Source organism: Agromyces hippuratus, from assembly GCF_013410355.1.
GTDB classification, from domain to species: Bacteria; Actinomycetota; Actinomycetes; order Actinomycetales; family Microbacteriaceae; genus Agromyces; species Agromyces hippuratus.
Genome location: NZ_JACCFI010000001.1, coordinates 342,250 through 367,087 on the forward strand (window position 1 = coordinate 342,250; position 24,838 = coordinate 367,087).

Here is a 24,838-nt window from a genome sequence, read left to right on the forward strand (position 1 = left end):
CGTCAGACCGAGCGCAGCACGGCGACGATCTTGCCGAGCACCTCGGCGTGGTCGCCGACGATCGGCTCGAACGCGCTGTTGCGGGGGAGCAGCCAGGTGTGCCCGTCGCGCTGACGGAACACCTTGACGGTCGCCTCGCCGTCGAGCATCGCCGCGACGATCTCGCCGTTCTCGGCGGTGCGCTGCGATCGCACGACGACCCAGTCGCCGTCGCAGATGGCGGCGTCGATCATGGAGTCGCCGACGACCTTCAACATGAACAGCTCGCCCTTGCCGACGAGCTGCCGGGGGAGCGGGAAGACCTCGTCGACCTGCTGCTCGGCGGTGATGGGCACACCGGCCGCGATGCGCCCGACGAGGGGCACCATCGCCGCATCGCCGACCGGCGTGGGGTCGGACGACGTCGCGGGGCGGTCGGTGACGCCCGGCAGTTCGATGAGCACCTCGAGGGCGCGAGGGCGGTTGGGGTCGCGCCGGAGGTACCCGGCGAGTTCGAGCTGGTTGAGCTGGTGGGTCACGCTCGAGAGCGATGAGAGGCCGACGGCGTCGCCGATCTCGCGCATGCTCGGCGGGTAGCCGCGGCTCGAGACCGAACGCTGGATCATCTCGAGGATGGCGATCTGCTTGGCGCTCAGACTCTTGCGGCGGCGTGGCCTGCCGGCTGCCTGCACGTCGTCGATGTCGGTGCTCAACGTCTTCGCCCCTCGTAGCGGCCCAGCGGCCGGATGTCGGTGGTGTCTGGTCGACTGTCTTCCAGACATTCGAAACTGTATCCGCCTCGCGTGCGTGCGGCAAACATCTGTTCGAGTGTGTCGGGGATCCGGGTTCCCGAGTTTCCGGAGATTCATCCTTGCAATCTTCGAAATTCGAATGTATGTTCGGAACAGAGTTTCGCATCCGGTCCTCCCGGCCGAGGGCCGGATGCGACTCCTACAGGAGGTGTGACATGAGCGCAGCGATCGCAACGACCGGCTTCCAGCCCTCGCGGGCCCTCCCGCGTGAAGCGGCACGGGGCAACGACTCGACATCGAGCACGGTGGTGCGCACCCGGCTCCGGCTGACGCGACGCGGCCGCATCGTCTTCACCACGCTCGCGTCGCTTCCGTTCGTGATCGGGGCATTCGTCATGGTGCTCGGGTCGGGGGCTGCCGCCGCCGATGTCGACTCCGTCGGCGCGGTCTTCGAGGCGGCATCCTTCGACTACGTGACCGTCGGCCAGGGCGACTCGCTCTGGGCCATCGCCGAGTCGATCGACCCCAGCGGCGACGTGCGCGAGGTCATCGACGAGATCATCCGACTCAACGGCCTCGACGACGCGGTCGTCGAGCCCGGGCAGCGGCTCGCGCTCCCGCTCGCCCCGTGACGTTCGGTGCGTGACGGTCGGCTGAAACACTCGGGCGAGCCTCGTTAGGCTTGCATCGTGACGAGTCTCGAAGACCTCCCCATCCGCGACGACCTCCGTGGTCGCACCCCATACGGGGCTCCGCAGCAGGCCGTGCCGGTCGCGCTCAACGTCAACGAGAACACGCATCCGATCCCCGAGGTCGTCGCGCACGACATCGTCGCCCGCGTCGCCGCAGCGATCATGACGCTCAACCGTTACCCCGACCGTGAGTTCTCGGCGCTGCGCGGAGCACTCGCCGACTACCTCGGGCACGATCTCGAGCCCGCGCAGATCTGGGCGGCGAACGGCTCGAACGAAGTGCTGCAGCACATCATGCAGGCCTATGGCGGCCCGGGGCGCTCGGTGCTGGGGTTCGCGCCGACCTACTCCATGTACGGACTGCTCGCCTCGGGCACCGGCACCGAGTGGATCACCGCGGGCCGTGACGACGAGTTCGAACTCGGCCCCGAGACCGCCGTCGCCGCGGTGCGCGAGCACGACCCCGACATCGTGCTGCTCTGCGCGCCGAACAACCCCACTGGCACGCCGCTCCCGATCGAGACGATCGAGGCGGTCGCCGACGCCGCTCGCGGCATCGTCGTCGTCGACGAGGCGTACTTCGAGTTCGCCGACCCCGGCACGCCGAGCGCGCTCACGCTGCTCGAGGGGCGACCGCGTCTGCTCGTGTCGCGCACGATGAGCAAGGCGTTCGCGTTCGCCGGCGCGCGCGTCGGCTACCTCGCGGGCGACCCCGCCGCGATCGACGCGCTCCGTCTCGTGCGACTGCCGTACCACCTGTCGGCGCTGACGCAGGCGGCGGCCCTCGGCGCGCTCGCCCACTCGGCCGAGATGCTCGCGATGGTCGACGAGATCCGCGGGCAGCGCGAGCGCATCTCCGACGAACTCGCCCGGCTCGGGTTCCACCCGTACCGCAGCGGCTCGAACTTCGTGCTGTTCGGCGGCGTCGACGACCCGCGTGCCGTGTTCGAGCAGCTGCTGGCCCGCGGCATCCTGATCCGGGAGATCGGCATCCCCGGTCACCTGAGGGTCACCGCCGGCACGGAGGCCGAGACCACGGCCTTCCTCGAAGCGATCGCCGTTTCCGCCCCGAATAGGATTGCCTCATGACCGCATCGAGCCCTTCGCGCACTGCCCGGGTGCAGCGCGAGACGAGCGAATCCAGCATCGACCTCTCGATCGACCTCGACGGCACCGGTACGAGCGACATCGAGACCGGCGTTCCGTTCTACGACCACCTGCTCACGGCGTTCGCGAAGCACTCGCTGACCGACCTCACGGTGCGCGCGAGCGGCGACCTCGAGATCGACGTGCACCACACGGTCGAAGACGTCGGCATCGTGCTCGGCCAGGCCATCAAGCAGGCGCTCGGCGACAAGCGCGGCATCTCCCGCTACGGCGACGCGCTCGTGCCGCTCGACGAGGCGCTCGCGCAGGCCGTCGTCGACATCTCGGGCCGGCCCTTCCTCGTGCACACGGGCGAGCCCGTCGGCTTCGAGTACCACCTCATCGGCGGCCACTTCACGGGCTCCATGGTGCGGCACGTCTTCGAGGCGATCGCGTACAACGCGGCGCTCACCGTGCACGTCACCGTGCTCGGGGGCCGCGACCCGCACCACATCGCCGAAGCGGAGTTCAAGGCGTTCGCGCGTGCGTTCCGCCAGGCCAAGGCATTCGACCCCCTGGTGTCGGGCGTGCCGTCGACCAAGGGTGCGCTGTGACCCGCAGCCGTCGTGTCGTCGTGCTCGACTACGGTTCGGGCAACGTGCACTCGGCCGCGAAGGCGCTCGAACACGCGGGCGCCGAGGTCACCGTGACTGCCGATCGCACGGCGGCGCTCGAGGCCGACGGACTCCTGGTGCCCGGCGTCGGCGCCTTCAAGGCCGTCATGGACCAACTGCACGCGGTGCGCGGCGGTGAGATCATCGATCGCCGTCTCGCCGGCGGACGCCCGGTGCTCGGCATCTGCGTGGGCATGCAGGTGCTCTTCGAGCACGGCGTCGAACGCGGCGTCGACACCGAGGGGCTCGGCGAGTGGCCGGGAACCGTCACCGAGCTGCCCGCCCCTGTGCTGCCGCACATGGGCTGGAACACCGTCGAGGCGGGTGAGGGTTCGGCCCTCTTCGCCGGCATCGAAGACGAGCGGTTCTACTTCGTGCACTCGTTCGCCGCGCAGGAGTGGCTGCTCGAGGTCGAGCCGCCGTTCCCGGCACCGACGCTGACCTGGGCCGAGCACGGCGGACGATTCCTCGCCGCCGTCGAGAACGGCCCGCTGACGGCGACGCAGTTCCACCCCGAGAAGTCGGCCGAGGCGGGCATCCGCCTGCTCTCCAACTGGATCGGGACCCTCGGCTGAGCCGTTCGACCGTCACGTGCACTCGGCTCCGACATGGTCGGACTAGGATGCTGTGACTGTGCCGACTCGCAAGGCGCGACCGCGATGACTAGGACAGTGAATGAGTGAATTCAACAAGACCCCCCGCCTCGTGCTGCTCCCGGCGGTCGACGTCGCCGGCGGCAAGGCGGTGCGCCTGACCAAGGGCGAGGCCGGCACCGAGACCAGCTACGGCGACCCCGTCGATGCCGCGGTCGAGTGGGCCGACCAGGGCGCGGAGTGGATCCACCTCGTCGACCTCGACGCCGCGTTCGGACGCGGCTCCAACGCGGGTGTGCTGAAGAAGACCATCCGTCAGGTGCGCGGCGTCAACGTCGAGCTCTCCGGCGGCATCCGCGACGACGAGTCGCTCGAGCACGCGCTCGAGATCGGCGCGAAGCGCATCAACCTCGGCACCGCTGCACTCGAGAACCCCGAGTGGGCGGCCTCCGTCATCGCGCAGTACGGCGAGGCGATCGCGGTCGGGCTCGACGTGCGCGGCACCACGCTCGCCGCCCGCGGGTGGACGAAGGACGGCGGTGACCTCTGGCAGGTCATGGAGCGCCTCGAAGAGGCCGGTGCCGCTCGCTACGTCGTCACCGACGTGACGAAGGACGGCACGCTGCAGGGCCCGAACCTCGACCTGCTCCGCCAGGTCATGGAGCGCACGCACCGTCCGGTGGTCGCATCGGGCGGCATCTCGAGCCTCGACGACATCGTGGCGCTGCGCGAACTGGTTCCGCTCGGCCTCGAGGGAACGATCGTGGGCAAGGCCCTGTACGCGGGCGCCTTCACCCTGGTCGAGGCATTGGATGTCGCTTCGCAGTGAGTGCTGACGCCGGCGAGGGCCGCTCCGACGACGCCGCTGCCGCCGACTCCGCCGGCGTGCCGTGGGCGGGGCGTTCCTTCCAGCCCAACACGCACGCCTCCGACGACGGCCGGGCGCCCGAGGCGCTCGTCGCCGCCCTCGACGCGTTCCGTGCCGGCGACGCCGGGCAGGCGCCCGTCGTGGCGGAGTTCGCGCGTTCGCGTCTCCTGATCCCGTTGCTCGCCGAACTCGGCGACGGGGGCTCAGAGGTCGGCGCTCATGGTCTCGCGATCGACAAGAGCCAGGAGCTCTCGATCGTGACGGTGCAGGGCCCCGACGGTCGCAAGGTACTGCCCGTGTTCGCCTCGGTCGAGGCGATGTCGCGGTGGAACCCGCTCGCGAGGCCGGTGCCGGCCGACGGCGTGCGCGTCGCCCTCGCGGCCGCCGACGACGGCACCGATCTCGTCGTGCTCGACCCGGGTTCGCCGACCGAGTTCGTGCTTCGGCGCCCGGCGGTCTGGTCGGTCGCGCAGTCGCACGAGTGGCAGCCCCCGTTCGAGTCGCCCGCCGTCGGCGCGGCCTTCAGGGGTTCGATCGAGCGAGAACTCGCCGTGCTCGACGTGATCCTGCTTCCCGGCGACCCGACGGCCCGCCTCACCGGGCCCGAGCTCGTCGTACGTCTCGAGCTCGTCGCCGGCCTCAGCCGTGAGGAACTCGACGCCATCACCGGCAGGCTCGCACGAGGCTGGGCGGCCGACGACGTCATCGCGACGTCGGTGGACTCGCTCACGGTCAAGCTCGTCGGCGCGCCCGCGGTCTAGCCCCGCTGCGGTCTGGCCGGGTCATTGACCCTGTCGCCGAAGCGGCGCACAATCGGTGGTGTGCGCACGGCGCACGGAATCCAGGTGGGTCATGGGCGATCGGAACACGACGACCGGCGCAGCGGATGGGGCCGCTCAGGCAGCGGATGCCTCGTACGACGAGGTCATGGAGGCGGCGGGCCGCCACGCCCGAGCGTGGCTCTCGAGTGTGCGCGAGCGGGCGATCCCGCCGCAGGCGACGGCCGACGACATCAAGGACCGTCTCGGTCGAGAGCTGCCCGAGACGGGGGAGCCCGACCTCGAGGTCATCGCGCGCCTGGCGGAGAGCGTGGAGCCCGGGCTCATCGCGATCGGTTCGCCGCGCTTCTACGGCTGGGTGATCGGCGGTACGCAGCCCGTCGCGCTCGGCGCCGACTGGCTCGTCTCGGCGTGGGACCAGAACACGGGGCTGCGGGCGATCACGCCGGGCGCGGTGGCCGTCGAGGAGCTCGCCGGCGAGTGGCTGCTCGACCTGCTCGGCCTGCCGCCGCAGAGCGACGTCGGCTTCACGACGGGCGCCACGATGGCCCAGTTCTCGTGCATGGCCGCCGCACGCAACGAGGTGCTGCGTCGGGCGGCATGGGACGTCGAGGCCGATGGGCTCGCCGGCGGGCCGGCCGTGCGGTACATCGCGGGCGAGGAACGTCACGGCACCATGGACCTCGCGGCGCGCTATCTCGGGCTCGGAGCGCCGATCACCGTGCCGGCCGACGAACAGGGGCGCATCCGCGTCGACGAACTGGCCGCGGTGCTCGCCGCCGGCCAGGGCCCGGCGATCGTCGCGCTCCAGGCCGGCAACATCCACTCCGGCGCGTTCGACGACTTCGCGGCCGCGATCGAGGTGGCGCACGCGTCCGGCGCCTGGGTGCACGTCGACGGCGCATTCGGACTCTGGGCGGCGGCGTCGCCGAGCCTCAGGCACCTCACCGCGGGGTTCGAGGCCGCCGACTCGTGGTCGACCGATGCGCACAAGACCCTGAACGTGCCGTACGACTGCGGCATCGCGATCGTGCGCGACCCGGCCGCGATGCGGCGTGCGCTCGGCATGCACGCGAGCTACCTGCAGGCCACCGAGGTCGGTGCCGATCCGCACGAGAAGGCGCCGGAACTGTCGCGGCGTGCCCGCGGCGTGCCGACGTGGGCGGTGCTCCGCTCACTCGGACGCGAGGGTGTCGCGCGCCTCGTCGACGGACTCGCCGAGGCCGCGCGCGGCATCGCCGACGGGGTCGGGGCGCTGCCGGGAGTCGAAGTGCTGAACGAGGTCGCGTTCACCCAGGTCTGCATCGCCCTCGATTCCGACGAGGCGACCGAAGCGCTCAGCGAGCACCTCTGGAACGAGGGCGAGGTGCTCGCCATGACCTCGCGCTGGCACGGCCGCGCCGTCGTGCGCTTCTCGGTGAGCAATTGGCGAACGGATGCCGCGGAGGTGCGCCGAACCGTCGATGCCGTCGCTCGTGGACTGACCGCGATCCGGGCCGAAACCCGCCCGGAACGATGAAGCCGGCGGGCGCAGCCGACCCGGCGTCGGCGGCATCCGCTTGAATGGACACATGACGGAGGCGCTCGACGCGTTCTCGCCCGCGACCCGGGCGTGGTTCACCGAGTCCTTCAGCGCGCCCACCACCGTGCAGAACGGCGCCTGGCAGGCGATCTCTCGCGGAGAGCACTCTCTGGTCGTCGCTCCGACCGGCTCGGGCAAGACGCTCGCGGCCTTCCTCTGGGCGATCGACCGGCTGCACCACGAGGGCGCCGATGCCGAGTCGACCGGCACGCGCGTCATCTACCTCTCGCCGTTGAAGGCGCTCGGCGTCGACGTCGAACGCAACCTGAGGGCGCCCCTCGTCGGCATCGCCCGCACGGCGGCGGCGCACGGTCTCGAGGTGCCCGAGGTCTCGGTGGGGGTGCGCTCGGGCGACACGCCGCCCGGTGAACGGCGGCGCCTGGTGACGCATCCGCCCGAGATCCTCATCACGACGCCCGAGTCGCTCTTCCTCATGCTCACCTCGGCGGCGCGTGAGACCCTCCGCGGCGTGCAGACGGTGATCGTCGACGAGATCCACGCGCTCGCCGGCACGAAACGCGGCTCGCACCTCGCGCTCTCGCTCGAGCGGCTCGACGAGCTCACGGCCGAGCCTGTGCAGCGTATCGGCCTGTCGGCCACGGTGCGCCCGCACGAAGAGGTGGCCCGGTTCCTCGGCGGCACCCGAGCCGTGACGATCGTGGCGCCGGCTTCGGGCAAGCGGTTCGACCTGCGGGTGACGGTGCCGGTCGACGACCTCTCCGATCTCGCCGGCGAGACGGGTGCGGGCACGGTGTGGCCCCATGTCGAGGAGGCGATCCTCGACGAGGTGCTCGCGCACCGCTCCACGATCGTGTTCGCGAACTCCCGGCGTCTCGCGGAGCGGCTGACGGCGCGGCTCAACGAGCTGTGGGCCGAGCGCGCCGCTGCACCGGTCGAGGCGCTCACCGTGCCAGGAGGCACCGCGAAGCGAACGCCCGCCGAGATGGTCGGCGCCTCGGGCATCACGACCGGAGCCCCGCCCGTGATCGCGCGCTCGCACCACGGCTCGGTGAGCAAAGAGGAGCGCGCCCTCGTCGAAGACGACCTCAAGTCGGGGCGGCTCCGTTGCGTCGTGGCGACGTCGAGCCTCGAGCTCGGCATCGACATGGGCGCGGTCGACCTCGTCATGCAGGTGGAGTCGCCGCCCTCGGTCGCAAGCGGACTGCAGCGGCTCGGCCGAGCGGGTCACCAGGTCGGCGAGGTCTCGAAGGGCCTCATCTTCCCGAAGCACCGCGCCGACGTGCTGCACTCGGCGGTCGTCGCCGAACGCATGATCGGCGGGGCCATCGAAGAGCTCCGCATCCCCGCGAACCCGCTCGACGTGCTCGCCCAGCAGACCATCGCGGCGACCGCGCTCGACGAATGGGACGTCGAAGCGTGGTTCGAGCTCGTGCGCCGGGCGGCGCCATACGCTGCGCTGCCCCGATCCGCGTTCGACGCCACGCTCGACCTCCTCGCGGGGCGCTACCCCTCCGACCGCTTCGGCGAGCTCCGCGCCCGCATCGTCTGGGACCGCGACACCGGCACGATCGTCGGCCGCCGCGGGGCCCAGCGCCTCGCGGTCACGAGCGGCGGCACCATCCCCGACCGAGGCATGTTCGGTGTGTTCATGGTCGGCGAGGCCGGCCCCGGCCGCCGTGTCGGCGAACTCGACGAAGAGATGGTCTACGAGTCGCGGGTGGGCGACGTGTTCGCCCTCGGGGCCACGAGCTGGCGCATTCAGGAGATCACGCACGATCGCGTGCTCGTCGCCCCGGCGTTCGGCGAACCCGGACGCCTGCCGTTCTGGAAGGGCGACGGCATCGGGCGCTCCGCCGAACTCGGGGCGGCCATCGGCGGCTTCATCGCCGAGCTCTCGGGCGCACCGGCATCCGACGCCCTCGCTCGCAGCCGAGCCGCCGGACTCGACGAGCGCGCCGCCGTGAACCTCGTGAAGTTCATCGACGACCAGCGCGCGGCGACCCGGGTGGTGCCCGACGCGACGAACCTCGTCGTCGAGCGATTCCGCGACGAGCTCGGCGACTGGCGCATCGTGCTGCACTCGCCGTACGGCATGCGCGTGCATGCGCCGTGGGCCCTCGCCATCGGCGCGCGTGTGCGCGAGCAGAGCGGGGTCGACTCCAACGCCGTGGCGAGCGACGACGGAATCGTGCTGCGCATGCCCGACACGGGCGACGATCCGCCCGGTGCCGAGCTGTTCGCGTTCGAACCGGCCGAGCTCAGCGAGCTCGTCACGGCGAACGTCGGCGGTTCGGCGCTGTTCGCCGCGCGGTTCCGCGAGTGCGCCGCTCGGGCGCTCATCCTGCCGCGCTCGAATCCGGGCAAGCGATCACCGCTCTGGCAGCAGCGCCAGCGCGCGTCGCAACTGCTCGAGGTGGCCCGCGACTTCCCCGAGTTCCCGATCGTGCTCGAGGCGGTGCGCGAGTGCCTGCAAGACGTCTACGACCTGCCGGCGCTCACCCGGCTCGCCGAGCGCATCGAGCGTCGCGAGCTGCGATTCGTCGAGGTCACGACCGAGTCGCCGAGCCCCTTCGCATCGAGCCTGCTCTTCGGCTACGTGGGTGCGTTCATGTACGAGGGCGACGCCCCGCTCGCCGAGCGGCGGGCCGCGGCGCTCTCGCTCGACCCGGCGCTGCTCGCCGAACTGCTCGGCACGGTCGAGCTGCGCGAGCTCCTCGACCCCGAGGTGGTCGACGAGGTCGAGCGCATGCTCCAGCGCCTCCATCCCGATCGCGTCGCCCGCGGCGACGAGGGCGTCGCCGATCTGCTCGGCGACCTCGGGCCGCTGACGGCCGACGAGGTGGCGGCGCGGATCGACGACGAGACGGATGCCGCCGCGGCCCTCGCCGCACTCGTCGCGGCACGCCGTGCGGCACCGGTGAGCTTCGCCGGCCGGTCGTGGTTCGTCGCCGTCGAAGACGTCAGTCGGCTGCGCGACGCGCTCGGAGTACCGATCCCTCCGGGGCTGCCCGAGGTGTTCGGCGAGGGGGTGCGCGATCCGCTCGGCGATCTCGTCGCCCGCTACGCCCGCACGCACGGGCCGTTCACGGCACAGGCGGTCGCCGCACGCTTCGGCATCGGCCAGGCCGTGGCATCCGCTGCGCTCGCGAGACTCGGCGGGGAGCGCCGCGTCGTCGAGGGCGAGTTCCTGCCGCATGGGTCGGGCCTGGAATGGTGCGACAGCGGGGTGCTCCGGCGCATCCGTCGACGCTCGCTCGCGGTGCTGCGAAACGAGGTCGAACCGGTCGAGCCCCGCGATTTCGCGCGGTTCCTGCCGTCGTGGCAGCACGTGGGCGGCAAGCTCGGCGGTGTCGACGGCGTCGCCGCGGTGATCGAGCAACTCGAGGGCGCGCGCATCCCCGCCTCGGCGTGGGAGGCGTACGTGCTGCCGGCCAGGGTCGCCGAATACCGGCCGGGCATGCTCGACGAGCTGACCGCATCGGGCGAGGTGCTCTGGGCCGGCACCGGGTCGCTCGGCGGCGACGACGGGTGGATCAGCCTGCACCTCGCCGAGACGGCCGAGCTCACGCTGCCTGCACCCGCGGCCGCACCACTCGACCCACTCGAGACCGAGCTCATCGCGGTGCTCGGCGGCGGCGGGGGCTTCTTCTTCCGGCAGTTGGCCGAGGCCGTCGGCTCCGAAGACGACCGCGCGCTCGCCGACGCCCTCTGGCGACTCGTCTGGGCCGGGCTCGTGAGCAACGACACCTTCGCCCCGGTGCGCGGCCTGCTCGCCGGCGGGGGAGCCCACAAGACCGCTGCGCCGACCCCACGGGCACGGCTCCGGGCGGGTTCGCTCTCACGTCGGTCGCTCGCGGCGACCGTGCAGGCCGGGCGCACGGCCGCGGCCAGGGCCAATCCGCCGAGGGCTGCCGGGCGCTGGTCGGTGCTGCCGCTCGCGAGCAGCGCCGCCACGCCGCGGGCGCATGCGCTCGGCGAGGCGTTGCTCGAGCGCTACGGCATCGTCACGCGCGGCTCGGTCATGGCCGAGGCGCACGTCGGCGGGTTCGCGCTCGCGTATCGCACCCTCTCGGGGTTCGAGGACTCCGGGCGAGTGCGCCGCGGGTACTTCATCGACGGCCAGGGCGGGGCGCAGTTCGCGACCGGGGCGGCCGTCGATCGGCTCCGGGCTGCGCCGAAGGGCGAGGCGGTCGCGCTCGCGGCCACAGACCCGGCCAATCCGTTCGGCGCCGCCCTCGACTGGCCCGAGGTTCCCGGCGAGAACGCGCATCGCCCGGGGCGCAAGGCGGGCGCCTTCGTCGCCGTCGTCGACGGCGAGGCGGTGCTCTACCTCGAGCGCGGCGGGCGCACGACCCTCGTCTTCACCGACGACGAGGCCGCGCTCGCCGCGGCGACCGCGGCGCTCGCCACCGCGCTCACCCGGGGTCGCACCGAGCGGCTCCGGGTCGAGACGGTGAACGGCGGCGCGGTGTTCGGCTCCGTGCTCGACCGGCCGCTGCGCGCTGCAGGGTTCCGGGAGACGCCGAGAGGGCTTCGCTTCGATGCCAGAGGGTGACACCGTCTATCGGGCTGCACGACTGCTCGACGAGGCGCTCGCCGGCCGCACGGTGTCGCGCACCGACTTCCGGGTGCCGGCGCTCGCCGAGGTCGACCTGGCGGGCGAGCCGGTGCACTCCGTCGCGAGCCGCGGCAAGCACCTCCTGATGCGCATCGGCGGGGTCGTCGTGCACTCGCACCTGAAGATGGAGGGGGAATGGCGGGTGTTCCGCCCCGGCCAGCCGTGGCGACGGCCCACCTGGCAGGCGCGCGCGATCATCGACGTGCCGGATGCCTCGGCGGTCGGCTTCGACCTCGGCACCCTCGAGCTGTTCGGTGCTGCAGAAGAGGCGGAACGGTTCGCCTACCTCGGGCCCGACCTGCTCGGGCCCGACTGGGACGCAGAGGAGGCCGTGCGCCGGCTCGCGAGCTCGCCCGAGACGCCGATCGCGGTCGCCCTCGCCGAGCAGCGCAACCTCGCCGGGCTCGGCAACGTCTACGTCAACGAGGTGTGCTTCCTCCGGGGCATCCTGCCGGCCCGGCCGGTCGGAGAGGTCGAGCTCGCGCCCCTCGTTTCACTCGCGAGCCGCGTCATCCGTGCGAACCGCGACCGCGCGGTGCGCACGACCACCGGCGACACGCATCGAGGCCGGCAGCTCTGGGTCTACGGCCGAGGCGGCGAGGCGTGCCGACGCTGCAGAACGCTCATCGAGCACGGGCGTCTCGGACGCACCGAGCTCGAACTGCGGGAGACCTGGTGGTGCCCGAACTGCCAGCGCTAGCTAGCGTGCCGTTGGCCCGGCCGGGCTCAGCTGACCGGTCCGGTCCACTTCTCGCCCGGGCCCTTGCCGATCGGGTCGGGAATGACGGATGCCTCGCGGAACGCGAGTTGCAGCGAGCGCAGGCCGTCGCGCAGCGAGCGCGCGTGCATGTCGCTGATCTCGGGGGCGCCGGCCGTGATGAGCCCGGCGAGGGCGTTGATGAGCTTGCGCGCCTCGTCGAGGTCGATCTGCTCCTCGGGGTCTTCGGCCAGCCCGACCTTCACGGCGGCGGCGCTCATGAGGTGCACGGCGGCGGTCGTGATGATCTCGACTGCGGGGACCTCGGCGATGTCGCGGGTGGCGCCCTCGACCGTGGTCTCGTCTGAACTACTGTTCACGGATTTCCTCTGCTAGACTACTTCGGGCTCCGGGGCTTCACCCCGGTACGAAAGTGGAGATTCTCCCACCCGCGCATACCGCTTCATCAAGGTTACCGGGTCATTGCACTCCGCTCCCACGTCGCAAGACGGGGGAGTAGGTAGGGTGCCGCATGAAAAGTACGGTGGAAATCCGTGCACGCATGCGCGAATTTCTCCTTTCGTCGTCGGGCGGCAACCGCCTCCCGACCGAGCGAAACAGCTTGAGTAGAGGAGAACACGCATCAGCGATCCCCGTACAAACGACCGTATCCGCGTCCCCGAGGTTCGACTCGTGGGGCCTGCCGGAGAGCAGGTCGGCGTCGTGAAGATCGAGGTGGCCCTGCGGCTCGCGCAGGAGGCCGACCTCGATCTCGTCGAGGTCGCTCCGAACTCGAAGCCGCCGGTCGCGAAGATCATGGACTACGGCAAGTTCAAGTACGAGGCTGCGCAGAAGGCGAAAGAGGCCCGGCGCAACCAGGCGAACACCATCCTCAAAGAGGTGCGGTTCCGTCTCAAGATCGACAAGCACGACTACGAGACCAAGATGAAGCGCGCCATCGGCTTCCTGAAGGCCGGCGACAAGGTCAAGGCGATGATCCTCTTCCGCGGTCGCGAGCAGTCGCGCCCCGAGATGGGCGTCCGCCTGCTGCAGCGCTTTGCGGAAGACGTGGCCGAGTTCGGCACGGTCGAGCACAACCCGACGATCGACGGCCGCAACATGGTCATGGTGATCGGGCCCCTCAAGAACAAGGCCGAGGCCAAGGCCGAGGCCAATGCACAGCGTGCTGCAGCGAAGGCGCGACCGGCGGCTGACGCCCCGGCCGACGGCGACGCGCAGACGGCCGAGCCCGTCGAGGGCTGAGCCAAACATCCCCGTCCGTCACTCGCGTGACGGCAGAACCAAGGAGAAATACGAGATGCCGAAGCAGAAGACCCACTCCGGGTCCAAGAAGCGCTTCAAGATCACCGGTAGCGGCAAGATCAAGAAGCAGCAGGCCGGTATGCGCCACAACCTCGAGGTCAAGTCCTCGAAGCGCAAGGCCCGTCTGAACCAGGACAAGGTCGTGTCGGCCCCCGACGCCAAGGTCATCAAGAAGCTTCTCGGCCACTGAGCCGCGAGACCCGTTAAGGAAGAAACAGAGTCATGGCAAGAGTGAAGCGGGCGGTCAACGCCCACAAGAAGCGCCGGGTCATTCTCGAGCGCGCCAGCGGTTACCGCGGCCAGCGTTCGCGTCTCTACCGCAAGGCCAAGGAGCAGGTCACCCACTCCCTCGTCTACGCGTACCGCGACCGCCGCCAGAAGAAGGGCGACTTCCGTCGCCTCTGGATCCAGCGCATCAACGCCGCGTCGCGTGCGAACGGCCTCACGTACAACCGCCTGATCCAGGGCCTCGGCCTCGCAGGCATCCAGGTCGACCGTCGCATCCTCGCCGACCTCGCGGTCAACGAGCCCGCGACGTTCGCCGCGCTGGTCGAGTCGGCCAAGAAGGCCCTCCCGGCCGACACCTCGGCTCCGAAGACCGCCGCGTAAGCAGCGACTTCAGCGTTCGAACGGCCCGGCACCCTCTGCTCTGACGAGCGAGGCGTGCCGGGCCGTTCCGCATTCCCCCGGTAGAATCGGGGCATGCTCGAGAACCCCCGATCGCCGCGCGTGCGCGCAGTAGCGAAGCTCGCCCGCAAGGCAGCACGTGTCGAGAGCGGCATGTTCCTGCTCGAGGGCCCCCAGGCGGTCGCCGAGGCGCTGACCTTCCGGTCCGAGCTCGTCATCGAGCTCTTCGCCACGCCGACCGCGCTCGAGCGCTACCCCGAGCTCGCCGATGCCGCGGCCTCGGCCGACGTCGAGATCGAGTTCGTCACCGAAGAGGTGCTCGACTCGATGGCCGACACGGTCACGCCGCAGGGCTTCGTGGCCGTCTGCCGCCAGTTCCCGACCGCGGTGAAAGACGTCTTCGCAGCCAAGCCCAAGCTCGTCGCCATCCTCGAAGAGGTGCGCGATCCGGGCAACGCCGGCACCATCGTGCGTGCGGCCGACGCCGCGGGCGCCGACGCCGTCATCTTCACGGGGCGCACGGTCGACCTCTACAACCCGAAGGTCGTCCGCTCCTCCACCGGCTCGATCTTCCACCTGCCCGTCGCCATCGGCGCCGAGCTCGCCGACGTGCTCGTGCGGGCACGTGCCGCGGGCCTCACCGTGCTCGCCGCCGATGTGAAGGGCGACGACCTGCTCTCCGCCCGCAACGACGGCGTGCTCGCCGGGCCGACCGCCTGGGTGTTCGGCAACGAGGCCAGGGGCCTGCCCGACGAACAGCTCGAGCTCGCCGATCGCGTGGTCACCGTGCCGATCTACGGGCACGCCGAATCGATGAACCTCGCGACCGCGGCATCCGTCTGCCTGTACGAGAGCGCCTTCGCGCAGCGCACCGCTGATCACGGTTAGGTAACCACTGCCCGACTCCGCGCCGCTGGGCCGCTGCTGGCCCTAGTTTTGGGGATATGGAGCCAATGCAGCCTGCCCCGCCGACCTCCAACATCTCGGTGCGTCGCGGCGAGCCGCTCGTGGTCATCGACCACGTCGACAAGCACTACGGCGAGCTGCACGTGCTGAACGACATCAACACCGTCGTGAACCGCGGCGAGGTCGTCGTCGTCATCGGCCCGAGCGGTTCGGGCAAGTCGACGCTCTGCCGTGCGATCAACCGTCTCGAGACCATCGACTCCGGCTCCATCGCGATCGACGGCGTGAAGCTGCCCGAAGAGGGCGCGGCGCTCGCGAAGCTGCGTGCCGACGTCGGAATGGTGTTCCAGTCGTTCAACCTGTTCGCGCACAAGACGGTGCTCGAGAACGTCACGCTCGCGCCGATCAAGGTCAAGCGCATGTCGCGCAGAGACGCCGAGGCGAAGGCGATGGAACTGCTCGAGCGCGTCGGCGTGGCGAACCAGGCGAAGAAGCTCCCGGCCCAGCTCTCGGGCGGTCAGCAGCAGCGCGTCGCCATCGCCCGTTCGCTCGCGATGAACCCCAAGCTCATCCTCATGGACGAGCCGACGAGCGCACTCGACCCCGAGATGATCAACGAGGTGCTCGACGTCATGATCGGTCTGGCCAAAGACGGCATGACCATGATCGTCGTCACGCACGAGATGGGCTTCGCCCGCAAGGCGGCCGATCGGGTGCTGTTCATGGCCGACGGGAAGATCGTCGAAGAGGCCACGCCCGCGGAGTTCTTCGACAACCCGAAGTCCGAACGTGCGAAGGACTTCCTCTCGAAGATCCTCGAGCACTAGAGACCTGCGCCGGCGCGTTCGGCGAGGAACCATCACACAGGAGAAGAGGCAGAGACATGAAACGCATGAGAATGGCGCTCGTGGCGGCAGCTGCGGTATCGGCGCTCGCGCTGGCCGGCTGCGCCGGCGACGGAGGAACCGAGGAGCCCTCGGCAGAACCGGCCCCGACCTTCGAAGCAGGAACCACCATGGCGAAGCTCTCCGAGGCCGGTGAGATCAACGTCGGCACGAAGTTCGACCAGCCGCTCTTCGGCCTGAAGGGGCCGTCGGGCGACCCCGAGGGCTTCGACGTCGAGATCGCGAAGATCATCGCGAGCGAGCTCGGCATCGACGAGGAGAACATCAACTGGACCGAGACGGTCTCGGCCAACCGCGAACCGTTCATCGAGAACGGCCAGGTCGACATCGTCGTCGCGACGTACACGATCAACGACAAGCGCAAGGAGGTCGTCTCCTTCGCAGGCCCGTACTACATGGCAGGTCAGTCGATCCTCGTGCTCGCCGACAACGACGACATCAAGTCCGAAGAAGATCTCGTCGGCCAGCCCGTGTGCTCCGTCACCGGCTCCACGCCGGCGGCCAACCTGAAGGAACTCGGCGCCGAGGTCATCGAGACCGATACCTACAGCAACTGCCTCGAGCCGCTCCGCAGCGGCCAGGTCGTCGCGGTATCGACCGACAACGTGATCCTCGCGGGCCTCGCGGCCCAGAACGAGGGCGAGTTCAAGGTCGTGGGCGAGCCCTTCACCGAGGAGCCCTACGGCATCGGCCTCGCGCTCGATGACACGGACTTCCGCATGTGGATCAACGACGTGCTCGAAGAGGCCTACGAAGACGGCCGCTACGAGGAGGCGTGGAACTCCACCGCCGGAGCCGTGCTGCCCTTCGTCGAGCCGCCGGCCGTCGACCGCTACTGATCGGCACGAGTCCCGGGCGGGAGACCGCCCGGGACCCGTCCCTCCCGCACTGACCAGAACGGAGACGCGTGGACGCCGTCATCGAGAACCTGCCGACGTTCCTCGAGGGCTTCAGGATGACCCTGCTGCTGCTCGTGGTGAGCGGCATCTCGGCACTCATCCTCGGCACGATCATCGCCGCGATGCGCATCTCCCCGGTCGGATCGCTGCGCGCGTTCGCGACGGTCTACACCGAACTCGTGCGCAACACGCCGCTCACGCTCGTGCTCCTCTTCTGCGCGATCATCCTGCCCTACCTCGGCTCGCGGCTCGACTACGTGACGGCCGCGATGATCGGCCTCGCCGTGTACACGTCGCCGTTCGTGGCCGAGGCCCTCCGCTCGGGCATCAACGGCGTTCCGCTCGGCCAGGCCGAGGCCGCACGCAGCGTGGGGCTCGGGTTCGGTCAGACGGTCAGCCTGGTGATCATGCCGCAGGCGTTCCGCATGACGATCCCGCCGCTCATCAACGTCTTCATCGCACTCACGAAGAACACCTCGGTCGCCGGCGGCTTCTTCGTCTTCGAACTCTTCGCCGCAACCCGCGAGATCGCGAACGCGAACGGCAACGCCGTGATCGCGATCCTGATGGCGGCAGCAACCCTCTACCTCGTGATCACGGTGCCGCTCGGCATCCTGGCCGGACGCCTCGAACGCAAATGGGTGGTGCAGCGATGACTCACTCATCGGTTCTCTTCGACGCTCCCGGCCCGAAGGCGCGGCGGCTCTCGGTGGTCTCGTCGATCCTCACGGGCGTGGTCATCGTCGGCGGCCTCGCCTGGATGGTGTGGACCCTCGCGCAGCCCCGTGAGAGCGGTGGCATCACGCTTCCCGGCTTCTTCGACCCGAGCCGCTGGGACATCTTCGCCGATCCCGAGGTCTGGCAGTTCATCATCTTCGAGGGCGTGGTCGGCACCTTGCGCGCGGCGTTCACCGCGGCGGTCTTCGCGATCGCACTCGGTGTGCTGTTCTCGTTGCTGCGCAGCTCGGAGCGCGCGTGGATCCGCGTTCCGACGACGGTGGTGCTCGAGTTCCTGCGCGGCATGCCGGTGCTGCTCATGATGCTGTTCATCCTGCTCGTGCTGAACACCGGATCGTTCTGGGCCGTGGTGATGGCGCTCAGCCTCTACAACGGCGCCATCATCGGCGAGGCCCTGCGCGCCGGCCTCGCCTCGCTTCCCCGCGGGCAGCGCGAAGCCGGCCTCAGCCTCGGCATGCGGCCGCTGCAGTCGAAGATGCTCGTGGAGTTCCCGCAGGCCTTCCGCCAGATGCTGCCGATCATCGTCGCGCAGCTCGTGGTGCTCCTGAAGGACACCTCGCTCGGGTTCATCGTCGGCTACACCGAACTCCTGCGCGTGACCATGAACAACCTCGCCAGCTTCTACGGCAATCGCTACCTGTTCTCGCTGTTCGTCGTCGCCCTGGCGCTGTACCTGATCATGAACCTGTCGCTCTCGTGGTTCGCACGCTGGCTCTCGAAGCGCACGGCGTCGAAGTCGAGCGGTGCAAGGCTCGACCCCGACAATCCGAACCAGGCGATCCTCATGGCCGAGGCGTCCGCAGCGGCGCGTCAGTCCGAAACGCAGCACGGCAGCATGTGAGGCGACCCGACCGGGCGGATCGCGCCCGGTAGACTCGGTTCTCGTGTCCGAGCCCCGTGAAATCACCGAGAGCGCCGTCCAGACGGCGGTCGACGCAGCCCTCGCGGCCATCGCGTCGGCCGGCGACTCCGCCGCGCTGAAGCAGGTCCGCACCGAGCACACCGGCGACAAGTCCGCCCTCGCGCTCCTGAACGCCGAACTCCGCAACGTTCCGAACGAGCAGAAGGCCGCACTCGGCAAGCTCGTCGGCGGTGCGCGCGGTCGTGTGAACCAGGCGTTCGCCGCCCGTGAGGCCGAGATCCTCGAGGCCGAGGCCGCCGAGCAGCTCGCGGCTGAGACGGTGGACGTCACGGCGCTCGCGTCGCGGTACCGGGCGGGTGCGCGGCATCCGCTCTCGCTCCTGCAAGACCGCGTGTGCGATGTCTTCACCGGCATGGGCTGGGAGGTCGCCGAGGGGCCCGAGGTCGAGAGCGAGTGGTTCAACTTCGACGCGCTGAACTTCGACGCCGACCACCCGGCGCGCGCCATGCAGGACACCTTCTTCGTCGACCCGCCCGAGTCGCACCTCGTGCTGCGCACGCACACGAGCCCGGTGCAGATCCGCTCGATGCTCGAGCGCGAGCTGCCGCTCTACGTGCTCGCACCGGGGCGCGTCTACCGCACCGACGAGTTCGACGCCACGCACCTGCCCGTCTTCATGCAGTTCGAGGGCGTCGCCGTCGACAAGGGCCTCACCATGGCGCACCTCAAGGGCACGCTCGATCACTTCGTGAAGTCGATCTTCGGCGACGAGGCGAAGATCCGCCTGCGCCCGAGCTTCTTCCCCTTCACCGAGCCGTCGGCAGAGCTCGACTTCTGGCACCCGACCTTCAAGGGCGGCGCGCGCTGGATCGAGTGGGGCGGCTGCGGCATGATGCACCCCAACGTGCTGAAGGCTGCCGGCATCGACCCCGAGGTCTACACCGGGTTCGCCTTCGGCATGGGCATCGAGCGCGGACTCATGCTCCGCAACGACGTGCAGGACATGCGCGAAATGGTCGAGGGAGACATCCGCTTCTCCCAGCAGTTCGGAATGGTGGTCTAGAACATGCGAGTTCCACTGAGTTGGCTCGCCGAGTACGTCGAGCTCGTGCCGGGCACGACGCCCGAAGACGTGCACGCAGCGCTCGTCAAGGTCGGCCTCGAAGAGGAGGACGTGCACACGTTCGACCTCGAGGGCCCGATCGTCGTGGGCGAGGTGCTCGAGTTCGTCGAGGAGCCGCAGTCCAACGGCAAGACCATCCGCTGGTGCCAGGTGCGCGTCGCGGCCGACGGTGAGACCGCTGCCGACGGCGGCGACGCCGTGCACGGCATCGTCTGCGGTGCCCGCAACTTCTTCGTCGGCGACAAGGTCGTCGTGACGCTGCCGGGCGCCGTGCTGCCCGGCCCGTTCCCGATCGCCGCCCGCAAGACCTACGGGCACGTCTCCGACGGCATGATCGCCTCGGCGCGCGAGCTCGGCCTCGGCGAGGACCACGACGGCATCCTGCGGCTCTCGACGCTCGGCATCGACGCGCCCGTCGGCACCGACGCGATCAAGCTCCTCGGCCTCGACGACGCCGCCATCGAGATCAACGTCACCCCCGATCGCGGCTACGCGTTCTCGATCCGCGGGGTCGCCCGCGAGTACGCGCACGCCACCGGGGCGCGCTTCCGCGACCCGGTCGAGCAGGCGGCGCCGGCGGATGTCTCGGACGACGCGTTCTCCGTCGTGATCGACGACGCGGCCCCGATCCGCGGCAAGATCGGCTCCTCGGTCTTCGCCACGCGCATCGTGCGCGACGTCGACGCCTCCCGCCCGACTCCGGCGTGGATGATCGCGCGGCTGAAGCTCGCCGGCATCCGCTCGATCTCGCTGCTCGTCGACATCACGAACTACGTCATGCTCGAGCTCGGTCAGCCGATCCACGGCTACGACCTCGATCAGCTGCGCGGCGGCATCGTCGTGCGACGCGCCACGGTGGGGGAGAAGTTCACCACGCTCGACGGCAAGGAGCGCACGCTCCACGTCGAAGACCTCGTCGTCACCGACGACCGCGGGCCGATCGGCCTCGGCGGCGTCATGGGCGGCGCAGAGACCGAGATGGGCGACGAGACGCGCAACGTGCTCGTCGAAGCCGCCAACTGGGACCCGGTGTCGATCGCGCGCACCGCGCGTCGGCACAAGCTGCCGAGCGAGGCGGCCAAACGCTACGAGCGAGGTGTCGACCCCGAGATCGCGGCCGCAGCCGTTTCCCGTGTCGCCCAGCTCATGGTCGACCTCGCCGGCGGCACCGCCGACGCGGGCGGCTCCCTGATCTCGACGGCGCCGGCGCGCGAGGCGATCCTCCTGCCCACCGGCTTCGTCTCGTCGATCATCGGCGTCGAGTACACCGAAGACGAGGTGCACGACGCCCTCGCCGAGATCGGCGGCGTCATCACCGCCGTCGACGGCGGATTCTCGGTCGTGCCGCCGGCCTGGCGCCCCGACCTGACCGGCCGCGAAGAGCTCGCGGAGGAGGTCGCCCGACTGATCGGCTACGACCGCATCCCCTCGGTGCTCCCCGTCGCGCCTCCCGGCCGCGGACTCACCCGCTCGCAGCGGCTGCGCCGGCGCACCGCCGACACGCTCGCGGCGGCCGGATCGGTCGAGGTGCTCTCCTTCCCGTTCGTCTCCGACGCCGACAACGCGGTGTTCGGCAGTGCCGACGGCGCCCCCGTGGCATCCGTGCGCATCGCGAACGCGCTCGACCAGACGGTGCCGTTCCTGCGTCGTTCGCTCGTGCCCGGCCTGATCGGCGCCGCGCGACGCAACCTCTCGCGCGGCCTCACCGACCTCGACCTCTTCGAGATCGGCACGGTGTTCCTGCCCGAGACGGGTCGCACGTACGGTTCGCTCGAGCTTCCCGTGGGCGACGAGAAGCCGAGCGATGAGGTGCTCGCAGCGCTCGACGCCGGCATCCCGCCGCAGCCGCGCCACCTCGGTGCGCTCATCGTCGGCGACGTCGTGGTGAAGCAGCCGGGTCAGCCCGCGGTGCCCGCCGGCATCGCCGACGCGCTCGACGTCGTGCGCCAGGTCGAACTCGCGACCGGTGCCCGCATCGACGTCGCGCAGGGTTCGCACCAGGCGATGCACCCCGGCCGCACGGCAGAGCTCCGCGTCGGCGGCACCCTCGTCGGCTTCGCCGGCGAGCTGCTGCCGGTGCTCGCCGCCGAAGCCGACCTGCCGCGGGTGGTCGCCGTCGTCGAGCTCGATCTCGACGCCGTCATCGCGCTGACCGAGCCCGCCCTCGAAGCGCGCACGATCGACACGATGCCCGCCGCGACGCAGGACCTCTCGCTCATCGTGCCGGTCGAGGTCGCAGCGGCCGAGGTCGCCGCGGCGATCCGCGAGGGCGCCGGCGCACTGCTCGAGCACCTCTCGATCGTCGACGACTACCGCGGCCAGGGCGTGCCGACCGGCGCGAAGAGCCTGACGTTCGCGCTCCGGTTCCGCGCCGACGACCGCACGCTCACGGCAGCCGAGGCCAGCGAGGCGAAGCTCGCCGGTGCGGCGCTCGCGAACGAGCGGCTCGGGGCGACCGTCCGCGAATGACCGCGCGCGCGCGATCCGTCGGCGACGTCGTCGCGGCCATCGACTCGGTGGCCGCACGACTCGCCGGCCGGCGGATCGCCGCCGATCGCTGAGCACGCGCGATTCCGAGGAGTTCTGCATTCCCGAGGATGATCGAGCCCCGACCCACCTCGGAACGGCCGATCTCCTCTGGTACAGCCCGCGGGCGGCGACGGCGCCTGACGTCACGCGTTTGCACGATACCGCCCGCCCCGGCTAGGGTCGCTGTATGTCCGCCGCTCGGTTCGCAGCCCCCGCACGCATCTCGCGTGTCGTCGTGGTGCGCAGCCGACGTCGTGGCGAGCGCCGACTCTAGGCGACCCCGCATGCGGCAATGAAGCCGTCAGCAGGCGTCGCCGGAGCCATCCCTCGACCACGTCGACCCGTTCAGGTCGTGTGCGTCGCCGGGAGCCAACCTCGACCACTCCGACCTTTAAGGTCGTGTGCGTCGCCGGGAGCCAACCTCGACCACTCCGACCTTTAAGGTGGAACCATGACGTTCACCGTCGCCGTTTCCGGCGCGTCCGGCTATGCCGGAGGCGAGATCCTTCGCCTCCTCGCCGATCATCCCGATTTCGACGTGCGCACCGTGACCGCGCACTCCAACGCCGGCCAGCCGCTCATCGCGGTGCAGCCGCACCTGCGCAGCTACACGCATCTCACGCTGAAGGACACGACGGCCGAGAACCTCGCCGGTCATGACATCGTGTTCCTCGCGCTGCCGCACGGGGCATCCGGTGCGATCGCCGCGCAGCTGCCGGCCGAGACCCTCGTGATCGACTGCGGTGCCGACCATCGCCTCGAGAGCAAGGCCGACTGGGCGGCGTTCTACGGCGGCGACTTCCACGGCGCATGGACCTACGGGGTGCCCGAGCTGCCGCGCCTGTCGGGCACGCAGCGCGACCGGCTCGCGAAGACGAAGCGCATCGCGGCGCCTGGCTGCAACGCCTCGACCGTCGCGCTGTCGCTCGCGCCCGGCATCCGTGCCGGCGTCATCGAGGCCTCCGACGTCGTGTCGGTGCTCGCGGTCGGTCCTTCGGGTGCCGGCAAGAGCCTGAAGGCGCACCTGCTCGGCTCCGAGCTCCTCGGCTCGGCGAACCCGTACTCGGTGGGCGGCGTGCACCGTCACATCCCCGAGATCCAGCAGGCGCTGCGCTGGGCGGGCGGGGGCAACCCGACCATCTCGTTCACTCCGGTGATCGTCCCGATGTCGCGCGGCATCCTCGCGACGTCGACGGCGCGCATCGTGCCCGGCACGGATGCCGCGACGGTCCGTGCGGCGTGGGAGGACGCCTACGCGGGCGAGCGCTTCGTGCAGCTGCTGCCCGAGGGCCAGTTCCCGCGCACCGCCGATGTGCTCGGTGCGAACACGGCGCTCCTCGGCCTCCAGATCGACGAGAACTCGGGCCGCGTCGTCGTGGTCGCCGCCGTCGACAACCTCGTGAAGGGCACCGCGGGTGCCGCCATCCAGTCCGCGAACATCGCACTCGGGCTCACCGAGTCGACCGGACTCCCCGTGAACGGAGTCGCCCCGTGACCGTCACCCATCCCAATGGATTCGAAGCGGCCGGCATCGCCGCGGGCATCAAGCGCTCCGGAGCACTCGACCTCGCGCTCGTCGTGAACCGCGGGCCCGCCCAGCAGGCAGCGGTCGTGTTCACGTCGAACCGCGCACAGGCCAACCCGATCATCTGGTCGAAGCAGGTCGCGGCCGACGGCATCGTGTCGGCGATCGTGTTGAACTCGGGCGGGGCGAACTGCTTCACCGGGCCCGAGGGCTTCCAGGTCACGCACCGCACGGCCGAGGCCGTCGCGTCCGGCCTCGGCATCGCGGCCGGCGACGTGCTCGTCTGCTCGACCGGACTCATCGGCGACCAGCTCGACGGCGAGGTGCTCGAAGAGGGCGTCGTCTCGGCGATCGCCCGTCTCTCGACCGATGGCGGCGATGACGCCGCCCGCGCGATCATGACGACCGACACGAAGCCGAAGCAGGTCGTCGTCGAGGGCGGCGGCTGGTCGATCGGCGGCATCGCGAAGGGGGCCGGCATGCTCGCGCCCGGCCTCGCGACGATGCTGGTGGTCGTGACGACGGATGCCGCGTTGCCCAGCGAGGAGCTCGACATCGCGCTCCGCGCCGCCACCCGCGTGACGTTCGACCGGCTCGACTCCGACGGCTGCATGTCGACGAACGACCAGGTCACCCTCCTCGCGAGCGGCGCATCGGGTGTCACGCCCGACCTCGCCGAGTTCACCGCGGCCCTCACCGACGCCTGCCGGAATCTCGCACTCCAGCTGCAGGCCGACGCCGAGGGCGCGAGCCATGACATCGCGATCGAGGTCGTCGGTGCGGTGACCGAAGACGACGCGGTCGAGGTCGGCCGCTCGGTCGCCCGCAACAACCTCTTCAAGGCGGCGATCTTCGGCAACGACCCCAACTGGGGCCGCGTGCTCGCGGCGATCGGCACCACGAGCGCGCCGTTCGACCCGTATCTCGTCGACGTCTCGATGAACGGGGTGCGCGTCTGCCACGCCGGACGCCCCGACGCCCCGCGCGATCAGGTCGACCTCACGCCGCGCGCGACGCACGTGCTCATCGAGCTGCACGCCGGCGAGGCATCCGCCACCATCTTCACGAACGATCTCACGCACGACTACGTGCATGAGAACAGCGCCTACGCGAGTTGAGC

Annotated in this window: 23 protein-coding genes; 21 read left to right on the forward strand and 2 right to left on the reverse strand. The window is 70.4% G+C overall.

Annotated features, from left to right (window positions below):
• Window positions 1-2: 2 nt before the first annotated feature.
• On the reverse strand, window positions 3-680 hold the full coding sequence (gene lexA, locus BJY17_RS01590) for a transcriptional repressor LexA (RefSeq protein WP_179552657.1): 678 nt from the start codon (window positions 678-680) through the stop codon (window positions 3-5).
• Window positions 681-946: 266 nt separating this feature from the next.
• On the opposite strand from lexA, the gene BJY17_RS01595 reads away from it, so the two are divergent.
• The 9 genes from BJY17_RS01595 to BJY17_RS01635 all read left to right on the forward strand — a co-directional run bounded on the left by BJY17_RS01595 (window position 947) and on the right by BJY17_RS01635 (window position 12,284).
• Window positions 947-1,363: a LysM peptidoglycan-binding domain-containing protein gene (locus tag BJY17_RS01595; RefSeq protein WP_179549832.1), complete on the forward strand. Its 417-nt coding sequence runs from the start codon at window positions 947-949 to the stop codon at window positions 1,361-1,363.
• A 57-nt stretch (window positions 1,364-1,420) separates the two neighbouring features.
• On the forward strand, window positions 1,421-2,512 hold the full coding sequence (locus BJY17_RS01600; RefSeq protein ID WP_179549833.1) for a histidinol-phosphate transaminase: 1,092 nt from the start codon (window positions 1,421-1,423) through the stop codon (window positions 2,510-2,512).
• On the forward strand, window positions 2,509-3,123 hold the full coding sequence (gene hisB, locus BJY17_RS01605; RefSeq protein WP_179549834.1) for an imidazoleglycerol-phosphate dehydratase HisB: 615 nt from the start codon (window positions 2,509-2,511) through the stop codon (window positions 3,121-3,123). Before BJY17_RS01600 ends, hisB begins: the two co-directional genes overlap by 4 nt.
• A complete protein-coding gene (gene hisH, locus BJY17_RS01610) occupies window positions 3,120-3,758 on the forward strand; it encodes an imidazole glycerol phosphate synthase subunit HisH (RefSeq protein WP_179549835.1) in 639 nt (212 codons plus the stop codon). The genes hisB and hisH overlap by 4 nt, the downstream gene beginning before the upstream one ends.
• 100 nt (window positions 3,759-3,858) lie before the next feature.
• Window positions 3,859-4,605 carry a bifunctional 1-(5-phosphoribosyl)-5-((5-phosphoribosylamino)methylideneamino)imidazole-4-carboxamide isomerase/phosphoribosylanthranilate isomerase PriA gene (gene priA / locus BJY17_RS01615; RefSeq protein WP_179549836.1) on the forward strand — a complete coding sequence of 249 codons (747 nt, stop codon included), beginning with the start codon at window positions 3,859-3,861 and terminating at the stop codon, window positions 4,603-4,605.
• Window positions 4,602-5,405 (forward strand): SseB family protein, encoded by an 804-nt coding sequence (locus BJY17_RS01620; protein ID WP_179549837.1) that lies wholly within the window; start codon window positions 4,602-4,604, stop codon window positions 5,403-5,405. The genes priA and BJY17_RS01620 overlap by 4 nt, the downstream gene beginning before the upstream one ends.
• Window positions 5,406-5,496: 91 nt before the next feature.
• The gene (locus BJY17_RS01625; protein ID WP_376866219.1) at window positions 5,497-6,942 is read left to right on the forward strand and encodes a pyridoxal phosphate-dependent decarboxylase family protein; all 1,446 of its coding nucleotides are present in this window, start codon (window positions 5,497-5,499) and stop codon (window positions 6,940-6,942) included.
• A 52-nt stretch (window positions 6,943-6,994) separates the two neighbouring features.
• Window positions 6,995-11,521: an ATP-dependent helicase gene (locus BJY17_RS01630; protein ID WP_179549838.1), complete on the forward strand. Its 4,527-nt coding sequence runs from the start codon at window positions 6,995-6,997 to the stop codon at window positions 11,519-11,521.
• Entirely contained in the window at window positions 11,508-12,284 is a 777-nt protein-coding gene (locus BJY17_RS01635) for an Fpg/Nei family DNA glycosylase (RefSeq protein ID WP_179549839.1), read from the forward strand. The genes BJY17_RS01630 and BJY17_RS01635 overlap by 14 nt, the downstream gene beginning before the upstream one ends.
• Window positions 12,285-12,310: 26 nt before the next feature.
• Here BJY17_RS01635 and BJY17_RS01640 read toward each other — a convergent pair whose 3' ends face one another.
• The gene (locus BJY17_RS01640) at window positions 12,311-12,661 is read right to left on the reverse strand and encodes a DUF1844 domain-containing protein (RefSeq protein ID WP_074261092.1); all 351 of its coding nucleotides are present in this window, start codon (window positions 12,659-12,661) and stop codon (window positions 12,311-12,313) included.
• A 262-nt stretch (window positions 12,662-12,923) separates the two neighbouring features.
• On the opposite strand from BJY17_RS01640, the gene infC reads away from it, so the two are divergent.
• From infC to argJ, 12 genes are all read left to right on the forward strand, one after another.
• Complete coding sequence (infC, locus tag BJY17_RS01645) at window positions 12,924-13,544, forward strand: translation initiation factor IF-3 (RefSeq protein WP_082571582.1); 621 nt, start codon at window positions 12,924-12,926, stop codon at window positions 13,542-13,544.
• Window positions 13,545-13,599: 55 nt separating this feature from the next.
• Window positions 13,600-13,794 (forward strand): 50S ribosomal protein L35, encoded by a 195-nt coding sequence (gene rpmI / locus BJY17_RS01650; RefSeq protein WP_056657888.1) that lies wholly within the window; start codon window positions 13,600-13,602, stop codon window positions 13,792-13,794.
• Between the two features lie 32 nt (window positions 13,795-13,826).
• Complete coding sequence (rplT, locus tag BJY17_RS01655) at window positions 13,827-14,213, forward strand: 50S ribosomal protein L20 (protein WP_179549840.1); 387 nt, start codon at window positions 13,827-13,829, stop codon at window positions 14,211-14,213.
• 93 nt (window positions 14,214-14,306) lie between these two features.
• Window positions 14,307-15,119, forward strand: coding sequence for a TrmH family RNA methyltransferase (locus tag BJY17_RS01660; protein ID WP_179549841.1), 813 nt, complete (start codon window positions 14,307-14,309; stop codon window positions 15,117-15,119).
• A gap of 56 nt (window positions 15,120-15,175) precedes the next feature.
• On the forward strand, window positions 15,176-15,964 hold the full coding sequence (locus BJY17_RS01665; protein ID WP_376866218.1) for an amino acid ABC transporter ATP-binding protein: 789 nt from the start codon (window positions 15,176-15,178) through the stop codon (window positions 15,962-15,964).
• Between the two features lie 56 nt (window positions 15,965-16,020).
• On the forward strand, window positions 16,021-16,881 hold the full coding sequence (locus BJY17_RS01670) for a glutamate ABC transporter substrate-binding protein (protein ID WP_179549843.1): 861 nt from the start codon (window positions 16,021-16,023) through the stop codon (window positions 16,879-16,881).
• Between the two features lie 68 nt (window positions 16,882-16,949).
• Window positions 16,950-17,597 (forward strand): amino acid ABC transporter permease, encoded by a 648-nt coding sequence (locus BJY17_RS01675; RefSeq protein WP_179549844.1) that lies wholly within the window; start codon window positions 16,950-16,952, stop codon window positions 17,595-17,597.
• Entirely contained in the window at window positions 17,594-18,520 is a 927-nt protein-coding gene (locus tag BJY17_RS01680; protein ID WP_179549845.1) for an amino acid ABC transporter permease, read from the forward strand. The genes BJY17_RS01675 and BJY17_RS01680 overlap by 4 nt, the downstream gene beginning before the upstream one ends.
• Before the next feature lie 43 nt (window positions 18,521-18,563).
• Entirely contained in the window at window positions 18,564-19,604 is a 1,041-nt protein-coding gene (gene pheS / locus BJY17_RS01685; RefSeq protein ID WP_179549846.1) for a phenylalanine--tRNA ligase subunit alpha, read from the forward strand.
• A gap of 3 nt (window positions 19,605-19,607) precedes the next feature.
• Window positions 19,608-22,133, forward strand: coding sequence for a phenylalanine--tRNA ligase subunit beta (pheT, locus tag BJY17_RS01690; RefSeq protein ID WP_179549847.1), 2,526 nt, complete (start codon window positions 19,608-19,610; stop codon window positions 22,131-22,133).
• Between the two features lie 511 nt (window positions 22,134-22,644).
• Window positions 22,645-23,688 (forward strand): N-acetyl-gamma-glutamyl-phosphate reductase, encoded by a 1,044-nt coding sequence (gene argC, locus BJY17_RS01695; protein WP_179549848.1) that lies wholly within the window; start codon window positions 22,645-22,647, stop codon window positions 23,686-23,688.
• Window positions 23,685-24,836, forward strand: coding sequence for a bifunctional glutamate N-acetyltransferase/amino-acid acetyltransferase ArgJ (gene argJ, locus BJY17_RS01700; RefSeq protein ID WP_179549849.1), 1,152 nt, complete (start codon window positions 23,685-23,687; stop codon window positions 24,834-24,836). Before argC ends, argJ begins: the two co-directional genes overlap by 4 nt.
• The last annotated feature ends 2 nt before the right edge of the window (window positions 24,837-24,838 follow it).

Excerpts from the sequence above, each read along its gene's own strand:
- BJY17_RS01595 (WP_179549832.1), top strand. The coding sequence starts at position 947 with ATGAGCGCAGCGATCGCAACGACCGGCTTCCAGCCCTCGCGGGCCCTC.
- hisB (WP_179549834.1), top strand. The coding sequence starts at position 2,509 with ATGACCGCATCGAGCCCTTCGCGCACTGCCCGGGTGCAGCGCGAGACG.
- priA (WP_179549836.1), top strand. The coding sequence starts at position 3,859 with ATGAGTGAATTCAACAAGACCCCCCGCCTCGTGCTGCTCCCGGCGGTC.
- BJY17_RS01625 (WP_376866219.1), top strand. The coding sequence starts at position 5,497 with ATGGGCGATCGGAACACGACGACCGGCGCAGCGGATGGGGCCGCTCAG.
- BJY17_RS01630 (WP_179549838.1), top strand. The coding sequence starts at position 6,995 with ATGACGGAGGCGCTCGACGCGTTCTCGCCCGCGACCCGGGCGTGGTTC.
- BJY17_RS01635 (WP_179549839.1), top strand. The coding sequence starts at position 11,508 with ATGCCAGAGGGTGACACCGTCTATCGGGCTGCACGACTGCTCGACGAG.
- rpmI (WP_056657888.1), top strand. The coding sequence starts at position 13,600 with ATGCCGAAGCAGAAGACCCACTCCGGGTCCAAGAAGCGCTTCAAGATC.
- rplT (WP_179549840.1), top strand. The coding sequence starts at position 13,827 with ATGGCAAGAGTGAAGCGGGCGGTCAACGCCCACAAGAAGCGCCGGGTC.
- BJY17_RS01660 (WP_179549841.1), top strand. The coding sequence starts at position 14,307 with ATGCTCGAGAACCCCCGATCGCCGCGCGTGCGCGCAGTAGCGAAGCTC.
- BJY17_RS01665 (WP_376866218.1), top strand. The coding sequence starts at position 15,176 with ATGGAGCCAATGCAGCCTGCCCCGCCGACCTCCAACATCTCGGTGCGT.
- BJY17_RS01670 (WP_179549843.1), top strand. The coding sequence starts at position 16,021 with ATGAAACGCATGAGAATGGCGCTCGTGGCGGCAGCTGCGGTATCGGCG.
- BJY17_RS01680 (WP_179549845.1), top strand. The coding sequence starts at position 17,594 with ATGACTCACTCATCGGTTCTCTTCGACGCTCCCGGCCCGAAGGCGCGG.
- pheT (WP_179549847.1), top strand. The coding sequence starts at position 19,608 with ATGCGAGTTCCACTGAGTTGGCTCGCCGAGTACGTCGAGCTCGTGCCG.
- argC (WP_179549848.1), top strand. The coding sequence starts at position 22,645 with ATGACGTTCACCGTCGCCGTTTCCGGCGCGTCCGGCTATGCCGGAGGC.